At 69.3% G+C, this 15748-nt stretch carries 13 protein-coding genes; 8 read left to right on the top strand and 5 right to left on the bottom strand.

The window, feature by feature from the left end:
• On the bottom strand, window positions 1-2046 hold the full coding sequence (locus DTS01S_RS20420; protein ID WP_017406913.1) for an Ig-like domain-containing protein: 2046 nt from the start codon (window positions 2044-2046) through the stop codon (window positions 1-3).
• Window positions 2047-2434: 388 nt separating this feature from the next.
• Between DTS01S_RS20420 and gorA the strand changes: the two genes are divergently transcribed.
• The 4 genes from gorA (at window position 2435) to DTS01S_RS20440 (ending at window position 7091) form a co-directional block, all read left to right on the top strand.
• Window positions 2435-3784: a glutathione-disulfide reductase gene (gorA, locus tag DTS01S_RS20425; protein ID WP_016449732.1), complete on the top strand. Its 1350-nt coding sequence runs from the start codon at window positions 2435-2437 to the stop codon at window positions 3782-3784.
• Between the two features lie 653 nt (window positions 3785-4437).
• Window positions 4438-4692 carry a hypothetical protein gene (locus DTS01S_RS20430; RefSeq protein ID WP_026062780.1) on the top strand — a complete coding sequence of 85 codons (255 nt, stop codon included), beginning with the start codon at window positions 4438-4440 and terminating at the stop codon, window positions 4690-4692.
• A gap of 114 nt (window positions 4693-4806) precedes the next feature.
• Window positions 4807-5859, top strand: coding sequence for a hypothetical protein (locus tag DTS01S_RS20435; protein ID WP_016449735.1), 1053 nt, complete (start codon window positions 4807-4809; stop codon window positions 5857-5859).
• Complete coding sequence (locus DTS01S_RS20440; protein ID WP_017406915.1) at window positions 5856-7091, top strand: NAD(P)/FAD-dependent oxidoreductase; 1236 nt, start codon at window positions 5856-5858, stop codon at window positions 7089-7091. The genes DTS01S_RS20435 and DTS01S_RS20440 overlap by 4 nt, the downstream gene beginning before the upstream one ends.
• A gap of 129 nt (window positions 7092-7220) precedes the next feature.
• Here DTS01S_RS20440 and DTS01S_RS20450 read toward each other — a convergent pair whose 3' ends face one another.
• Window positions 7221-8159: a LysR substrate-binding domain-containing protein gene (locus DTS01S_RS20450; RefSeq protein WP_017406917.1), complete on the bottom strand. Its 939-nt coding sequence runs from the start codon at window positions 8157-8159 to the stop codon at window positions 7221-7223.
• 137 nt (window positions 8160-8296) lie between these two features.
• Between DTS01S_RS20450 and DTS01S_RS20455 the strand changes: the two genes are divergently transcribed.
• Genes DTS01S_RS20455 through hpaI form a run of 4 tightly spaced genes read left to right on the top strand, consistent with a single transcriptional unit; the run spans window position 8297 to window position 13214 of the window.
• On the top strand, window positions 8297-9292 hold the full coding sequence (locus DTS01S_RS20455; RefSeq protein ID WP_061288615.1) for a Bug family tripartite tricarboxylate transporter substrate binding protein: 996 nt from the start codon (window positions 8297-8299) through the stop codon (window positions 9290-9292).
• A gap of 33 nt (window positions 9293-9325) precedes the next feature.
• Window positions 9326-10855 (top strand): UxaA family hydrolase, encoded by a 1530-nt coding sequence (locus DTS01S_RS20460; RefSeq protein ID WP_016453813.1) that lies wholly within the window; start codon window positions 9326-9328, stop codon window positions 10853-10855.
• 34 nt (window positions 10856-10889) lie between these two features.
• The gene (locus DTS01S_RS20465) at window positions 10890-12377 is read left to right on the top strand and encodes an NAD-dependent succinate-semialdehyde dehydrogenase (RefSeq protein WP_017406920.1); all 1488 of its coding nucleotides are present in this window, start codon (window positions 10890-10892) and stop codon (window positions 12375-12377) included.
• Between the two features lie 30 nt (window positions 12378-12407).
• A complete protein-coding gene (hpaI, locus tag DTS01S_RS20470) occupies window positions 12408-13214 on the top strand; it encodes a 4-hydroxy-2-oxoheptanedioate aldolase (protein ID WP_017406921.1) in 807 nt (268 codons plus the stop codon).
• A gap of 1 nt (window position 13215) precedes the next feature.
• Here hpaI and DTS01S_RS20475 read toward each other — a convergent pair whose 3' ends face one another.
• From DTS01S_RS20475 to DTS01S_RS20485, 3 genes are read right to left on the bottom strand one after another with little or no spacing between them, the layout of a single operon-like run.
• Complete coding sequence (locus DTS01S_RS20475; protein WP_026062781.1) at window positions 13216-13548, bottom strand: DUF3325 domain-containing protein; 333 nt, start codon at window positions 13546-13548, stop codon at window positions 13216-13218.
• On the bottom strand, window positions 13545-15197 hold the full coding sequence (locus DTS01S_RS20480; protein ID WP_017406923.1) for a PepSY-associated TM helix domain-containing protein: 1653 nt from the start codon (window positions 15195-15197) through the stop codon (window positions 13545-13547). Before DTS01S_RS20480 ends, DTS01S_RS20475 begins: the two co-directional genes overlap by 4 nt.
• Window positions 15194-15520 carry a DUF3649 domain-containing protein gene (locus DTS01S_RS20485; protein ID WP_016449744.1) on the bottom strand — a complete coding sequence of 109 codons (327 nt, stop codon included), beginning with the start codon at window positions 15518-15520 and terminating at the stop codon, window positions 15194-15196. Before DTS01S_RS20485 ends, DTS01S_RS20480 begins: the two co-directional genes overlap by 4 nt.
• Window positions 15521-15748: the final 228 nt, after the last annotated feature.

Raw genomic sequence — 15748 nt, forward strand, 5'->3', positions numbered from 1 at the left:
CTACCGGCCCATGCGGCCCATGCTGCCCCTGGGCAGCCTGCCGGCCCCCATCCCGGCCGCCAGCAGGCTCAGCATGACCAGCGCCACGGTGTGCAGGGCCGGCACAGGCGTGGGCACCGGCGCCGCCACCACGGCCTGTGTGAAGCCCTGGCTCATCGGGGCGTGGACTGCATCCCCGCTGTAGTCGACCACAAGGCCGTGGGATCCGGCCGCCACGGGCAGCCGGACCGTGATGCTGGCGGCGCCGCCAACCAGGGGCGCCGACCCCAGCTGCGCCCCGTTGTACGAGACCGTGATGCTGCCCGAGGGGAGCGCCGCCGCCATCGCCCGCAGCGCCCCCCGTCGGTCCTGCGCCCCGGTCACGGCCGACACGCTGATGGTCACATCGTCGCCGGGCCAGGAAGGGTTGGGGGTGGAGGTGATCGCCAGGGTGGTTGTGGCCTGGGCGATCTGCACGCTTTGCTGCTGCCTTGCCGCCGCCTCGTAGTTCGCATCGCCGGCCTGGTCTGCCAGGATGCGGCAGGGTCCCGGCGCAATGAAGGAGACAGAACCGCCCGCGATGGTGCAATGGGCAGCCGTCGCCGTATCCACGGAGAACACCACCGCCTTCCCGGAAGCCCCGCCCGTTGCTGCCACGGCATAGGTATCGCCCACCTTGGCGGCCGCTGGCGCCACGGAAGTGAAGGCAATGGCCTGCGCGCCCTTGCCGATGCTCAGGGACAGGACTTGCCGGGCCGCAGGCAGGTGGTTGGCATCCCCCTGCTGATCGGCGGCCAGCAGGCAGTTGTCCGTACCCGCCAGCCTGCCGGACACCTCGGCACCGCTGACGGAGCACGCCGCCGGCGTCAGGGAGCTGAACTGCACGGCCTGGGACGAGCCACCGCCGGCGGCGCTCAGAGCCACCCGTGCATCCACGACCAGGGGCGCCGGCATGCTCCAGACGATGTTCTGCGCAGCAGGCTGCACCGTCACCGGGTAAGCCACCTCGGGGGCGGGAGCATAGGTCGCGTCGCCGCCCTGCCGGGCCGTCATCGTGCAAGTGCCTGCGGAATGGAAGCTGAACACCCCTGCGGCATCGACGGTGCAAACCTCTGGCGCAGATGCGGAAAACGTCACGGCCAGGCCGGAGGTAGCCGTTGCAACGGGCGTGAATGCCGTGCCGAAGGTTTGCGCCGACGGCTGCGCAAAGTCGATGCTCTGCTCCAGCCTGAGCGTGGTGAAGGGCACGCTGGCCACATCCGGCTGCACGCGGCCTGCGCCATCCCTGGCGATGAAGTGCAGCCTGTAGGCCGTATTCACCGCCAGCCCCCCGATATCGATATCGTGGACCACGCCTGCCGTCATGCCGACCGGGGAGCCGCCGGCCTGCAGCGTGGCGGCATCCGGCGCCGCGGCGGCCGCAGCAAGCACCTGCCAGTAGCCCGTGCCGTCCCGGTCCAGCGCCACGCGGGCCTTGGCCGTCACGCCGCCCGCCTGCGGGTCGACGACGGGAGCCAGACTGAAGACCGGGCGGCCCAGCACATAGCCGGCAAACCCAGGGTTTTGCGCTGCATGCCACCCATCGGACAGGGATGACAGACCCGCCCAGACCGCATTGGCGGGGATGGACGATGCGTCCATGGCGAGCAGGGTCTGGATGCCATCGAGCGAATAGTGGAAAACAGTGCTGTCGATGGGGCGCGGGAGGGAGGACCCCTCGATCTGAAAGGAGCTGATCGTGGCCCAGGCTGCCGCTGCGGGAATTCCCATGGGATCGGTCGTCCGCAGGACCTGGCCCTGGTAGCTGTATGTGTAGTCCTCGTTCCAACTGTTGAGACCCCAGCCGTCATCCCAGTAGTTGGAAGGGGTGACCCAATCCGCAGTGGAGGGCGGCGAGCCGCCTTGCTGCACCACGCCGCCCACGCTGAACGTGTATTCGGTCACCATGGACGTATACCAAGCGTTGGACTGCGTCTGGTAGCCCGTCATGACCAGCCCCTGCGCCGGCGCGGCCACGGCCGCGACGCAATGCAGGCCGGCTCCGAATACCACCACCCACGGCATCATGGCCCTGGAAAATTCCGCCTGAAGGCGACTGCCTCGTTCTCTCACATGCACTCCCGTTTCAACTTGCTGTTCTTCTGGTCCGTGCCGGGGGTACCGGCAATGCAGGAGCCTAGCGGCCGCACCTGCCCGCGCCTTGACTGCGCGTTGCGCTTTTCTTGACAGTGCGTCCCGCCCCCTGCGCAACGCGGGCTGCCGCGCCACCGTCCGTTCATTTGCCACCAAACGCCTGCTGCCCCCGGCCCTGCAAAGCGGCGATACGCCGTCCAACCGGGCCGTCGTCTGGGCGCGGAGATGGCGGCATTGCCCCCGCCGCAGGCCCCTGGCCGGCGAACAGGGCAAGATGGCCGGCTGCGGCATTCGGGCCGCTCAGACACAGCACGGAATCTCCATGAAGCACTACGACTACATCGTCATCGGCGGCGGCAGCGGCGGCATTGCATCGGCCAACCGCGCCGCCATGCACGGGCGCCACTGCGCGCTGATCGAAGCCGGCGAGATCGGCGGCACCTGCGTCAACGTGGGCTGCGTGCCCAAGAAGGTCATGTGGCATGCAGCCCAGATCGGCGAGGCCATGCACCGCTACGGCCCCGACTACGGCTGGGATGCCACCGTCGAGGGCCTGGACTGGCAGCGCCTGCTGGACAGCCGCAGCGCCTACATCGACCGCATCCATGCCTCGTATGAAAGCGGCCTGGCACGCAACAAGGTCGAGCTGATCCAGGGCTTTGGCCGCTTCGTGGATGCGCGCACCGTGGAGGTGGGCGGCCAGCGGCTCAGTGCCGACCACATCCTCATCGCCACGGGCACGCGCCCGGCACGGCCCGACATACCTGGCGCCGAGCTGGGCATCGACTCCGACGGCTTCTTCGCCCTCAAGGCCCTGCCTGCGCGCACGGCCGTGGTGGGTGCCGGCTATATCGCCGTGGAGATTGCCGGCGTGCTGCACGCGCTGGGCTCGCAGACCCATCTGTTCCTGCGCCAGAACTCGGCACTGCGCGGATTCGATCCGCTGCTGAGCCAGACCCTGATGGAGATCATGGAGGCCGAAGGCCCCGCCGTGCACCGCCAGGCCACCCCGAAGGCCGTGGTCCGCAATGCCGACGGCAGCCTGGACCTGCAACTGCAGGACGGCAGCAGCCACACCGTGGACTGCGTGGTCTGGGCCGTGGGCCGCAGGCCCGACACCTCGGGCCTGAACCTGGAGGCCGCAGGCGTGGCGCTGCAGGACAGCGGCCACATCGCGGTGGACAAGTTCCAGGACACCAATGTGCCCGGCATCCACGCCGTGGGCGACATCACGGGCCGTATCGAACTCACGCCCGTGGCCGTGGCTGCAGGCCGGCGCCTGTCCGAGCGCCTGTTCAACGGCAAGACCGGCGAGCACCTGGACTACGACAACGTGCCCACCGTGGTCTTCAGCCACCCGCCCATCGGCACCGTGGGCCTGACCGAGCCGCAGGCGCGCGAGCGATTTGGCGACGATCAGGTCAAGATCTACCAGTCGGCCTTCACCGCCATGTACACGGCGGTCACGCGCCACCGCCAGCCCGCGCGCATGAAGCTGGTCTGCGTGGGCCCCGAGGAACGCATCGTGGGCATACACGGCATCGGCCTGGGGATGGACGAGATGCTGCAGGGCTTTGCCGTGGCGCTCAAGATGGGCGCCACCAAGCGCGACTTCGACGACACCGTGGCCATCCACCCCACGGCGGCAGAAGAGTTCGTGACCATGCGCTGAACGGCGCGCACCACCTGCCTTCGGCGGTTGACCACCGCCCTGGGCAGGGCACGCGCCGGGCGAGCGCGTGAGCTCCTTGAGCCAGCCCGGCAAATAGGGGGGCCACCAGGCCGCCCAGGTGGGCGAAGGCATCGGGAATGGCCGTGAGCCGGCCGATCTGCGCCGTGCTCCTGACGCCAGCCTCGCGGACGCTGGTGGGCAGCCGCAAGCTGCGCGCGATCCGCAGCCGGCTCCGCTCCTCCTCCTTCTCCTTTTCCTTCCCCCGACATGGACCTCCTGCCCCTGCATGCCGCCGCTGCCTGCATGGCTATGGGCTGACATTTCAGCTGCTTGCGGTGCATTGCCACCGTCCAGGGTCCTGCGTCGCCACGCTGGCCCCGGTGGAAACATCCGTCCACCGCGGGAATTTCAAGCGCCTACGCTCAAACACCCAAATAAATAGTCAAAAACAAATAAAGTATTTTCCCGATAGTCAAGTCAAATCGAAAAATTCACAATCCTTGTACGCGGGGAAAAAGAGGCATTGCTCCATGGAAAGCCTTGGTGTTTCTTTGTAGGCAATCCGACTTAATTCGAGTGCATACACCTTGATTTTCCGCATCGACCCAGCAGCCATGGGTCGAGAGCCGCGATCGGAGCCCAGGAGACATCCCATGCCCAGACTGCATTCGAAGACAGGGCATGGCGAGCCCGCGCCAGGCGGCATGCAGGCCAGCTTCTGGCCCCTGCGGCAAACGCACGCGCCGGGCAGCAGACTGAAAGCAGTGTTCGCGCTGGAGGCCTTCCACCGTGCGGGCAGCGGCGCCGGGAGCCGCTTGGCCGATGAAGCCTTCTTGGCCCGCAGCGCCTATGGGGCTGAGCAGCGGCCGGGGCGCAACACCACACTCAACAAGGAGACAGATCCATGACAACCGATGTACTCGATGCCCGGTCCCCGTTGACCGGGTCGCGCAACGCGGGCCACCCTCTGCCGGCGGACCGCATGATCGTGGGCGCGCCCACTGGCGGCTGAGGGGCAGGTCATGCACGAAGCCCCCCGCCCCACCCTCCCGCCCATCGGCTGCAACGGCCGTGGCGTGCAGCGCTCCTCGCGCCACCAGCCCATCGGCCTGCAGGAGCTGCCCATACGCGAGCAGTTCCGCCTCGTCAGCGAGACCGGCGTGTTCGACTGCTTCGACCGCCTGCCGCTGCGCCACCAGCTGGCCGACTACGAGTCGGCCATCGCCGAATTCAAGCTGCCCGTGCACACCGCCAGCTGGTTCTACCGCCTGGGCGAGGACGAGGTCCTGCTGGCCGGCAACCTGCGCATCTGCCGCGAGATCGGCGTGCGCTGCCACAACATCATGACCTTCAAGCACCACCGCGACGGCCATGTGCTGTCCGATGTGGAAATCGCCGAACACTATCTGCGGGTCTATGACGACGCCATGGGCCTGGGCGTGGAGCCCAGCTTCGCGCTGCATGTGAACACGTGGACCGAAGACTTCCTGCGCGTGCGCAGCGTGGCCGGGCGCGTGCAGGCACGCGGCGTGCCCTTTCACTTCACGCTGGACTACAGCCATGTGAACTTCAAGATCGGCAACCCGGCCGAGCTGGACCGGTCGGGCGTGCGCGGGCTGCTCGAGCGCGGCGAACTGGTGCTGGACCCGTTCGAGCCCGGCTCGCTGTGCGAACAATGGCTGGACATGGGCATCGTGCGCTGGGCCCAGCTGCGCGCGGCCGGCCCCAACCAGCCCCTGAACCTGTGGCACCGCGACGAGGACGGCAGCCCGGGCCGGGGCATCCAGTACCCCATGCTGCGGCCCGGACCCGGCGAATGGCATTCGCCCTGGCATGCCTACCTGCTGGAGCCCTCCAAAGAGGCCATCCGCAAGGTGCTGGCCTGCCACCATGCGCAGCCGCACAGCCCGCTGCGCTACCTCACCACCGAATTCATCAATCTCCCCGACTACGGCCTGGGCGCAGGCTATGACCTGCTGGAGCAGAACGTGGCGGCCGCGCGCTTCATGCGGCAAGCCTGGGACGAGATCTGCGCCCGCCCCGTACTCCGGGCCTCCTGCGAAGGTGCAGCATGAACCCCGCACAACACCCCCAAGGCCATGCCGTCATCATCGGCGCCGGACACGCCGGTGGCACCCTGGCCGCCCTGCTGCGCCAGTACGGCCACCCGGGCCCGATCACTGTGGTCGGCGGCGAGGACCTGCAGCCCTACCTGCGCCCGCCGCTGTCCAGGGCCTGGCTGCAGCAGGCCATGGGCCCGGACGAGCTGTTGCCGCGGCCCGCCGGCGCCTCCGCGGACCAGGCCATCGCCCTGCGCCCGGGCATGCGCGCCATGGCCATAGAGCCGGGCTCGCGGCAGGTGGCGCTGAACGACGGATCGGTGCTGCACTACGAACACCTGGTCATTGCCACAGGCTCCGCGCCGCGCTGGCTGGTCCTGCCCGGGGATGAGCGGCCTGGCATCACCTACCTGCGCACCATGGAAGACGCGCAGGCGCTGCGGGGCCATCTGCAGACCGCGCGCTGCCTGGCCATCATCGGCGGCGGCTATGCGGGCCTCGAAATCGCTTCCACGGCCCGCAAGCTGGGCGTGCAGGTCCGGATCATCGAGCGCGAAGGCAGGCTGCTGACGCGCAGCGCCTCGCCGCAGATGGCTGCGCATCTGCTGCAGCTGCATGCAGGCCAGGGCGTGGAGGTGCATTTCAATGCAGCGGTCGCCGCCATCCAGGGAGACAGCCCCACCCGCATCACGGCCCTGTGGATGGCCGATGGCTCCCGACTGGAGTGCGATGCCGTGCTCATCGGCGTGGGCGCGGCGCCCTGCATGGAACTGGCGCAATCCCTCGGCCTGGACTGCGCCGACGGCATTGCCGTGGATGGCGAAGGCCGTACCGCCATGAGCGGCATCTACGCCATAGGCGATGCCACGCGCCGCCCGCTGGCCGGCTACCCCGGGCTGCACCGGCTCGAAAGCGTGCCCAGCGCGCTCGAACAGGCCCGGCGCGCGGCCTGCGCCATCACGGGCAGCGAACTGCCCGCCCATGAAACGCCCTGGTTCTGGTCCGATCAGTACGACACCAGGCTGCAGATCGCCGGCCTGCCCGGCCAGGGCGACCAGACCGTGCTGCGCGGCAACCCGGCCAGCGGCAGGTTCGCCGTCCTGCACCTGCGCGGTGGCCAGCTGTGCGCCGCCGAATGCGTGAATTCGCCGGGCGAATTCATGGCTGCGCGCAAGGCCATCGCCGCCACGCACTGCGCCGGCCCCGGTTTCCCAACGCTCCCCTCCAAAGCCCCACTCACGCCATGATCTCCATTGCCTTCATGGAGCACGGCGGCAGCGAGCATGCGGTGCAGGCCACGGAGGGACAGAGCCTCATGCCGAATGCGGCGGCGCCGGTGGCGCAGCGCCAATGCAGCCGCAGCCGCAGCCGCAGGATCAGCGCGTTGCCAGGCTGCGCCCCACCGCCCGCAAACACTCCACCAGCAACCGCGTCGTCGCCGTCATCGGCTGGCCGCGCAGGGTGATCAGGCCCACGGGGGGCAGGTCGATGGGCACGGGCAGGTCCAGCACGGCGACCAGCCCCTGCTGCGCGAAATGCTGCGCCACGCCGCGCGCCATGAAGGCCACGGCGCCGCGCTGGTGCAGGAAGCTGATCTGCGACAGGAATGAGGCGGACTCGACCAGATCGGCCGGAGGATGCAGGCCGTGGGCGAAGAACTGCTGCTCCAGCTTCACGCGCAGCGATGCCCAGGGCGGGGGCATGACGCAGGGCATGTCGGCCAGCGCCTGCCAGCTCGCAGGCTGCGCCAGCAACGCATGGCCGGGGCGCACGACGGCGACCATGGGCTCGTCGTACAGGGCTTCGGTCTCCAGGTCGGGCGAGGCATAGCCGGGTTCGAGCCGGCCCACGAACAGGTCCAGCTCGCCCATGCGCAGCTTGGGCAGCAGCCGCGTGAGATCGCCCTCCTCGACCAGCACCGTGGTCTGGGCCGATCGCGCCTTCAACTGCTCGACGGCCCGGGCCAGCAGCACGGGCGTGGCCACGACCATGGCGCCCACGCTGGTGCGCCCGCGCGTGCCGCTGGCCTCGGCCGCCATTTCATCGCGCGTGCGTTCGAAGCCCGCCAGCACCGAGCGCGCAAAGCGCACCATGCTGACCCCGGCCGCCGTGGGCTCGGTGCCGCGCGTGGAGCGCTCGAACAGCGTCATGTCCAGCATGCGCTCGATCTCGGCCAGGGTCTTGGAGACGGCGGGCTGGGTGACGGCCAGGAACTCGGCGGCGCGGCCCAGGTGGCGGAACTGGTCCAGCGCCACCAGCAGCTGCAGATGGCGCAGCTTGAGGTTGGAGCGCAGCACGCGGTCTATCTTGCTCATGGGGTCTTCATAGCTTTGAGGTTATGAAGCCAGTCTATCTTTTCATTGGATTGTCATGATCAGGCACTGAACAATCGCGCCAGTCAGCCCAGGGCCCGGATCACAGGGCTGCAAAAAGCCAATACAGGAGACAAGCGATGAACACCCCACGCACACGCCATGCAAGCCGGCGCGAATTCGTGCTCGCCACCCTCGGCGCCAGCGCACTGGCCGCCACCGGACCTCTTTTCGCCCAGAGCTGGCCCGAACGCCCCATCACCTTCATCTGCCCCTGGCCTGCGGGCGGCACGGCCGACCAGTCCATGCGCGCGCTGTGCACCGTGGCCGGCAAGCTGCTGGGCCAGCCGATCGCGGTGGAGAACCGCGCGGGCGCCTCGGGAATGATCGGCGCCAAGGCGCTGGCCTCGGCCAGGGCGGACGGCTACACCATCGGCCAGATTCCCATCTCGGTCACGCGCTTTTCGCAACTGGGCAGCCTGCAGGCCGATCCGCGCAAGGACTACACCTACATCGCGCGCACCTCGGGCCAGACCTTCGGCATTGCCGTGCCCGCCCATTCGCCGTTCAAGACGCTCAAGGACTTCGTGGCCGCCGCCAAGGCCCGGCCTGGCCAGGTGACCTATGCCCATGCAGGCGTGGGCGGTGCCACGCATGTGGGCATGGAGGAGTTTGCGGGCGTGGCCGGCATACAGCTCAACCATGTGCCCTACAAGGGCGGCGCCGAGGCACTGCAGGGTGTGCTGGGCGGCCACGTGGATGCGCTGGCCGACTCCAGCTCCTGGGCCCCCCATGTGGAAGCCGGCAAGCTGCGCCTGCTGGCCACCTGGGGCGAGCAGCGCACGGCGCGCTTCAAGGACGTGCCCACGCTGCGCGAATGCGGCTACGACGTGGTGGTCGATGCGCCCAACGGCATCGGCGCGCCGCGTGGCCTGGAGCCGGCCGTGGCGGCCAGGCTGCGCGAGGCCTTCCGCGCCGCCGTGGCCAGCCCCGAGTTCAAGTCCGTGGCCGAGAAGCTGGATGCACCGCTGCTCTACCTGGACGGCCCGGACTACGAGAAATACGTCAACACGGTCTATCAAAAAGAGACCGTCCTCATCGACAAGCTCAAGCTGCGCGAATTGATGAAGGGCTGACAGCCCGCGAACCCACACCGATGAAAGCCCCGCATGTCCCGCACCGATAGCCCCCTGCTGCACCTGCATCCCAACGACAACGTGCTGGTCGCCAGGACCGCTCTGTCGCTGGGCCAGGAGATTCCCGAACTGGGCGTGCGCGCCCGCGCCCAGGTGCCTGCGGGCCACAAGATCGCCGCGCGCCGCATCGCAGAGGGCGAGCAGGTGAAGAAGTACGACACCGTGATCGGCGTGGCCACGCGTGAGCTGGAGGCCGGCGACTATGTGCACAGCCACAACCTGCGCATCGTGGACTACTACCGCGACCCGGCCTTCGGCGCCGATGTGCGGCCCGTGGACTATGTGCCCGAGGCGCAGCGCGCCAGCTTCCAGGGCTTTGTGCGCGCCGGCGGCGGCGTGGGCACGCGCAATTTCATCGGCATCCTGTCGTCGGTGAACTGCTCGGCTACGGTGATCAAGCGCATTGCCGCGCATTTCACGGCCGAGCGCATGGCAGCCTTCCCCAACGTGGACGGCGTGGTGGCCTTCGCCCAGACCAGCGGCTGCGGCATGTCCTCGCCCAGCGAGCATTTCGACGTGCTGCGCCGCACGCTGGCCGGCTATGCGCGCCACCCGAACCTGGCCGGCGTGCTCATCGTGGGCCTGGGCTGCGAGCGCAACCAGGTCGATGCCCTCGTGGAGTCGCAGGGCCTGTGCGAAGGCCGGCTCATGCGCACCCTGGTGATGCAGGAGGTCGGCGGCACGCGCGTGACCATAGAGGCAGGCATCCGCGCCATCGAAGAGATGCTGCCCGAAGCCGATGCCGCGCGGCGCAGCACGGTCAGTGCCAGCCACCTGAAGATCGGGCTGGAGTGCGGCGGCTCGGACGGCTTTTCGGGCATCACGGCCAACCCGGCACTGGGCGCGGCCATGGACATCCTGGTGCGCCACGGCGGCACGGCCATCCTGTCGGAAACGCCCGAGATCCATGGCGTGGAATTCATGCTCACGCGCCGCGCCATCACGCCAGCCGTAGGGCAGAAGCTGCTGGACCGCCTGGCCTGGTGGGAGCGCTACGCGGCCGGCCAGAACGCGCAGTTCAACGGCGTGGTCGGCCACGGCAACCAGGCCGGGGGCCTGGCCAACATCTTCGAGAAATCGCTGGGCTCGGCCATGAAGGGCGGCACCACGCCGCTGCGCGCCGTCTACGAATATGCCGAGCCCATCACCGAGCCGGGCTTCGTCTTCATGGATTCGCCGGGCTACGACCCCGTGGCCTCCACGGGCCAGATTGCCAGCGGCGCGCACCTGATCTGCTTCACCACGGGGCGCGGCTCCATGTTCGGCAGCAAGCCCGCGCCCACCATCAAGCTGGCCAGCAACACGCCCATGTACCGGCGCCTGGAGGAAGACATGGACATCAACTGCGGCCTGATCGTGGACGGCGAATGCGGCGTGCCCGAGATGGGGCAGCGCATCTTCGCGCAGATCCTGCGCCACGCCAGCGGCGAGCCCACCAAGAGCGAGGCCCTGGGCCTGGGCGACCATGAGTTCGTGCCCTGGCACCTGGGCATCGTGAGCTGAGCCGCCCTTTACAACACCTGCATCCACCGATTCCATGCCACTGACCCTCACCCGCCCCGAGCTGCTGCGCAGCGCCAACTTCATCGCCGGCCAATGGACGACCGCGACGGCCACGCCCGCCGCACCTGCCCCGCGCCTGGCCGTGACCGACCCCGCCACGGGCGCACTGATCACCGAGGTGCCCGACTCCGGCGCCGCCGAGGCCCGCGCCGCGCTGGACGCCGCGCATGCCGCCTTCCCCGCCTGGCGCAAGACGCCCGCCAAACAGCGCGCCGCCATCATCAAGCGCTGGAACGACCTGGTGCTGGCCCACCAGGACGACCTGGGCCGCCTCATCAGCCGCGAGCAGGGCAAGCCCCTGGCCGAGGGCAAAGGCGAGGTCGCCTATGCGGCCAGCTACATCGAATGGTTTGCCGAAGAGGCCACGCGCATGAACGGCGAGATCATTCCCGCACCCGTGCCGGGCCGGCGCATGCTTGCGCTGCGCGAGCCCGTGGGCGTGGTGGCCGCCATCACGCCCTGGAACTTTCCTGCCGCCATGATCGCCCGCAAGATCGCGCCCGCGCTGGCCGCCGGCTGCACCGTGGTCTGCAAGCCAGCGGAAGACACGCCGCTGACCTCGCTGGCCCTGGTGCTGCTGGCCCAGGAGGCAGGCGTGCCTGCCGGTGTGCTCAACATCGTCACGGCCTCGCGCGAGAAGACGCCCGAGGTGGTGGATGTCTGGCTGGACGACGCGCGCGTGCGCAAGATCACCTTCACGGGCTCCACGCCCGTGGGCAAGCACCTGGCGCGGCGCAGCGCCGACACGCTCAAGAAGCTCTCGCTGGAGCTGGGCGGCAATGCGCCCTTCATCGTCTTCGAGGATGCCGACATCGAGGCCGCCGTCGACGGCTTCATGGCCGCCAAGTTCCGCAATGGCGGCCAGACCTGCGTGTGCCCCAACCGCGTCTTCGTGCACCGCAGCGTGCACGACACGTTCGCACAGAAGCTGGCCGCGCGCGTGGCCGCGCTGCACGTGGGCCCGGCCAGCGACCCGGCCTCGCAGATCGGCCCCATGATCAACGCGCGCGCCGTGGAAAAGATCGAGCGCCATGTGCAGGACGCCGTAGCGCGCGGCGCCAGGGTGCTCACGGGCGGCAGGCGCCTGGATGCCCTGGGCGCCAACTACTACGCGCCCACCGTGCTCACAGGCGCAGATGCCTCCATGGCCTGCGCCTGCGAGGAAACCTTCGGTCCCGTGGCGCCGCTCACCGTCTTCGACAGCGAGGACGAGGTCATCGCCGCCGCCAACGACACGCCCTTCGGCCTGGCCGCCTACTTCTACAGCAACGACGCGCGCCGCATCTGGCGCATGGCCGATGCGTTGGAGACCGGCATCGTCGGCATCAACGAAGGCGCGCTGGCCGCCGAGGCAGCGCCCTTCGGCGGCGTCAAGGAATCGGGCTACGGCCGCGAGGGCTCCACCCACGGCCTGGACGACTACCTGCACACCAAGTACGTCTGCCAGGGCCTGCTGGACTGAATCTTTCCATCAACGAAATCACCGGACACCATGCCAGCCCATAACCCCTTCAAGACCGCCCTGGCCGCAGGCCAGCCTCGCATCGGCCTGTGGCTGTCCATGGCCGACCCCTACCTGGCCGAGGCGGCCGCCACCTGCGGCTATGACTGGCTGCTGATCGACGGCGAGCACGCGCCCAACGACGTGCGCAGCACCCTGGCCGCGCTGCAGGCCGTGGCCCCGCACCCGGCCCAGGCCGTGGTGCGCGTGGTCGAAGGCAGCACGGCACTGATCAAGCAGATGCTGGACATAGGCGCCACCACCTTGCTCGTGCCCATGGTGGACACGGCCGAACAGGCGCGCGCCGTGGTGGCCGCCACGCGCTACCCGCCGCTGGGCGTGCGCGGCGTGGGCAGCGCCGTGGGCCGCGCATCGCAGTGGAGCGCACGCGCCGACTACCTGCAGGTGGCCGACGACGAGGTCTGCCTGCTGGTACAGGCCGAGACCGTGGCCGCGCTGCAGAACCTGCCGGCCATCTGCGCGGTGGACGGCGTGCACGGCGTCTTCATCGGCCCCGCCGACCTGGCCGCCTCCATGGGCCACCGCGGCAACCCGGGCCACCCCGAAGTGCAGGCCGCCATCGAGGGCGCCATGAAGACCATCATCGCCAGCGGCAAGGCGGCCGGCACCCTGACCTCGGACCCCGCCCTGGCCCGCCGCTACCTGGACCTGGGCTGCAGCTTCGTGGCCGTGGGCGTGGATGTGCTGCTGTTTGCGAATGCGGCGCGCAGGCTGCGGGGGCAGTTCGATGATTCGCCGGTGGCCGCGCCTGCACAGCAGGCAGCTGCCGCCTATTGAATCAGCCAGCCACCAGCCAGGCCAGCAGCCCCACCGCCGCTGCAGCGGCCGCCACACGCCGCGCGAACTGCGGCGCATAGGTCAGCAGCAGGCCCAAGGCCAGGGCCGCAAAGGTGAGCAGGCCCAGCCAGGCGGCCACGGCCACCGAGGCATTCCAGCGCAGCAGGCAGGGCGCCAGCGATAGGGCCAACAGCGCGTAGCCGGCCAGCCGCCAGGCCTTCAGGCGCGCGGGTGCCAGGCCTTCGGTGCCCAGTTGGTCCTGGTGCCGGTCCATGGAAGCGGCAATGACGGCAAAGCCTGCAAAGGCCAGGCAAAGGGTGGCAAGAATCATCATGACGCGCGCTCCAGCGTGGAGGCATGGCTGGCGGCGCGGGCTTGCGTGCGGGGGGCTGCAGGCGCTGCAGCCGCTGCCGGCTTGCCGCGCAGCAGCCACCAGGCCACCACGCCGTGGATGGCGGCCAGGCCCAGCATCAGCAACTCGAAGCTGGCGATGCTCCACTGCCCGTTGGCCATGGTTTGCACCAGCGATGCGCCGCCCGTCAGCAGGTTGAGCAGGGGCAGCAGCGCATACAGCACGGCGGCCAGCGCCATCTGCTGCAGCCAGGCATTGCGGTGCGAGACCCGCAGCGGATGCAGCAGGCACAGCAGCCAGATCAGGAAGAAGCCGTTGATCTCCCAATCACTGCGCGCCTGCATGGGCACGGGCAGCAGGCGGTTGAGCCAGAAGAAGCCGGCCACGGCCACCGACAGGCCCGCGATGGAGCCCACGTTGAGCACCTCCACCAGACGGTGGCCGAAGGGCGTGCGGCCCAGCTTGCGGCGCTCGGGCATGCGCTTGACCACCCACAGCACCATGCCGGACGCGGCCATGAAGGTGCCGACCACGCCGCTGAGCAGCAGCAGCCAGCGCGTGGCGGGCTCTGCAAAGCGACCCAGGTGCACGCCGGTGATCACGTTGCTGGTGGCACGCACCCAGGAGATGGCGGGCGCCTCGGGGCTGGCCTGCAACTGGCCGGTCACGCCGTCGAAGCGCAGCGTCTCGGACTGGCCCCGGTTGATGAGGCTCATGCCGCCGCCTTCGCGCAGCTCGACCACCGCGCGCGAGGTGCCGGGCGCGTTGACGGTGATGCTGCCCACGCCGTGCTCGGGCCAGCGGCGCGCGCCCTCGGCCAGCATGGGCGCGATGTCGGCCAGCGCGGCGGCCTGGCGCTCTTGTTTGCCACCACGCGCGCCAGGGCCCTGGTTGGCCGCCTGCCCGCGTGCACCGCGCACATCGGCGAAGTAGGCATTGGTGTCGCCGTTGTAGGCCGCCTGTATGCCCCAGGGCATGAGCATGAACATCAGCAGCACCAGTCCGCTGAAGGTGATGACGATGTGAAACGGCAGCGCCAGCACGGCCGTGGCGTTGTGCGCGTCCAGCCAGGAGCGCTGGCCCTTGCGCGGGCGGAAGGTGAAGAAGTCCGTGAAGATCTTCTTGTGCGTGATCACGCCCGTGATGATGGCCACGAACATCAGCATGGTGGCGAAGCCCACGATCCATCGGCCCCAGATGCGCGGCATGGCGTGCAGTTCGAAGTGGAAGCGGTAGAAGAAGTTGCCGGCGCGTGTCTCGCGCGGCTCCAGCTTCTCGCCCGTGGCGGCGTCGATCTCGGCGCGTTTGGTGCCTGCGCGGCCCGTGGCGGCGCCGGGCTCGCGCCAGGATGCGGCCACCGCCACCTGGCGCGGGCCGGGCAGGCCCAGCGTCCAGGTCGTGGCCTCCGGCGCGATGCGCTGCATGGCCTCCAGTGCGCGCTGCGCGGTATCGGCATCCTGCACCGAGCCGTGCAGCTCGGGCCGCATCCAGTCGTTGATCTCGTCGCGGAAATAGCTCAGGGTGCCCGTGAAGAACACCGCGTAGAGCAGCCAGCCCAGCAGCAGGCCGCTCCAGGTGTGCAGCCAGGACATGGACTGGCGCAGTCCCTCGGGTTTGCCGTCTGCCCTCATGCGGCGGCTCCGTTCGACAGCACCCAGGCCAGAAGTCCCAGGCCCGCGCCCGGCAGGCCGATCACGGCCCAGGCGCGCCAGGCACTGGCGCAGCCAAAGGCCCACATGGCCGCCACGGCGTAGATGATGAAGGCCAGCAGCGTCGAGCCCAGCGCCGCATCGGCCCGTTCCACGCCCAGCCAGACCATGGCGCGCGCGCCCGTGGCGGCGCAGGCGGCCGACAGCAGATAGCCGCCGCCGATCGCCGCCAAGGCGCGCGAGGCCACGGCCACGCGGTAGCGCAGCAGGGATGGAGAGGACCCTCCCGGGGTCGAGGCTTGCATGGGGATGACCTTTCTTGCGGATCGTTGCCCGTCATGGACGCCGCGGCCGCTGCAGACACCGCGCGCAGGCCCGGACGGACAAAGGCGCCACAACAGTTCAAGGTCTGTGCGGCGCCGGGCGTTGGCCGCGCGCCTGGAGCACGCCGCCTTTCAAAGAGCGGGAATGATAATGATTTTTATTACCCGAGTCATTTAAAGAAATGCAAAGCCGGCCTGCTGCCACCGGCC

The sequence above is a fragment of the Delftia tsuruhatensis NBRC 16741 genome (genome assembly GCF_001571325.1).
GTDB classification, from domain to species: domain Bacteria; phylum Pseudomonadota; class Gammaproteobacteria; order Burkholderiales; family Burkholderiaceae_C; genus Comamonas; species Comamonas tsuruhatensis.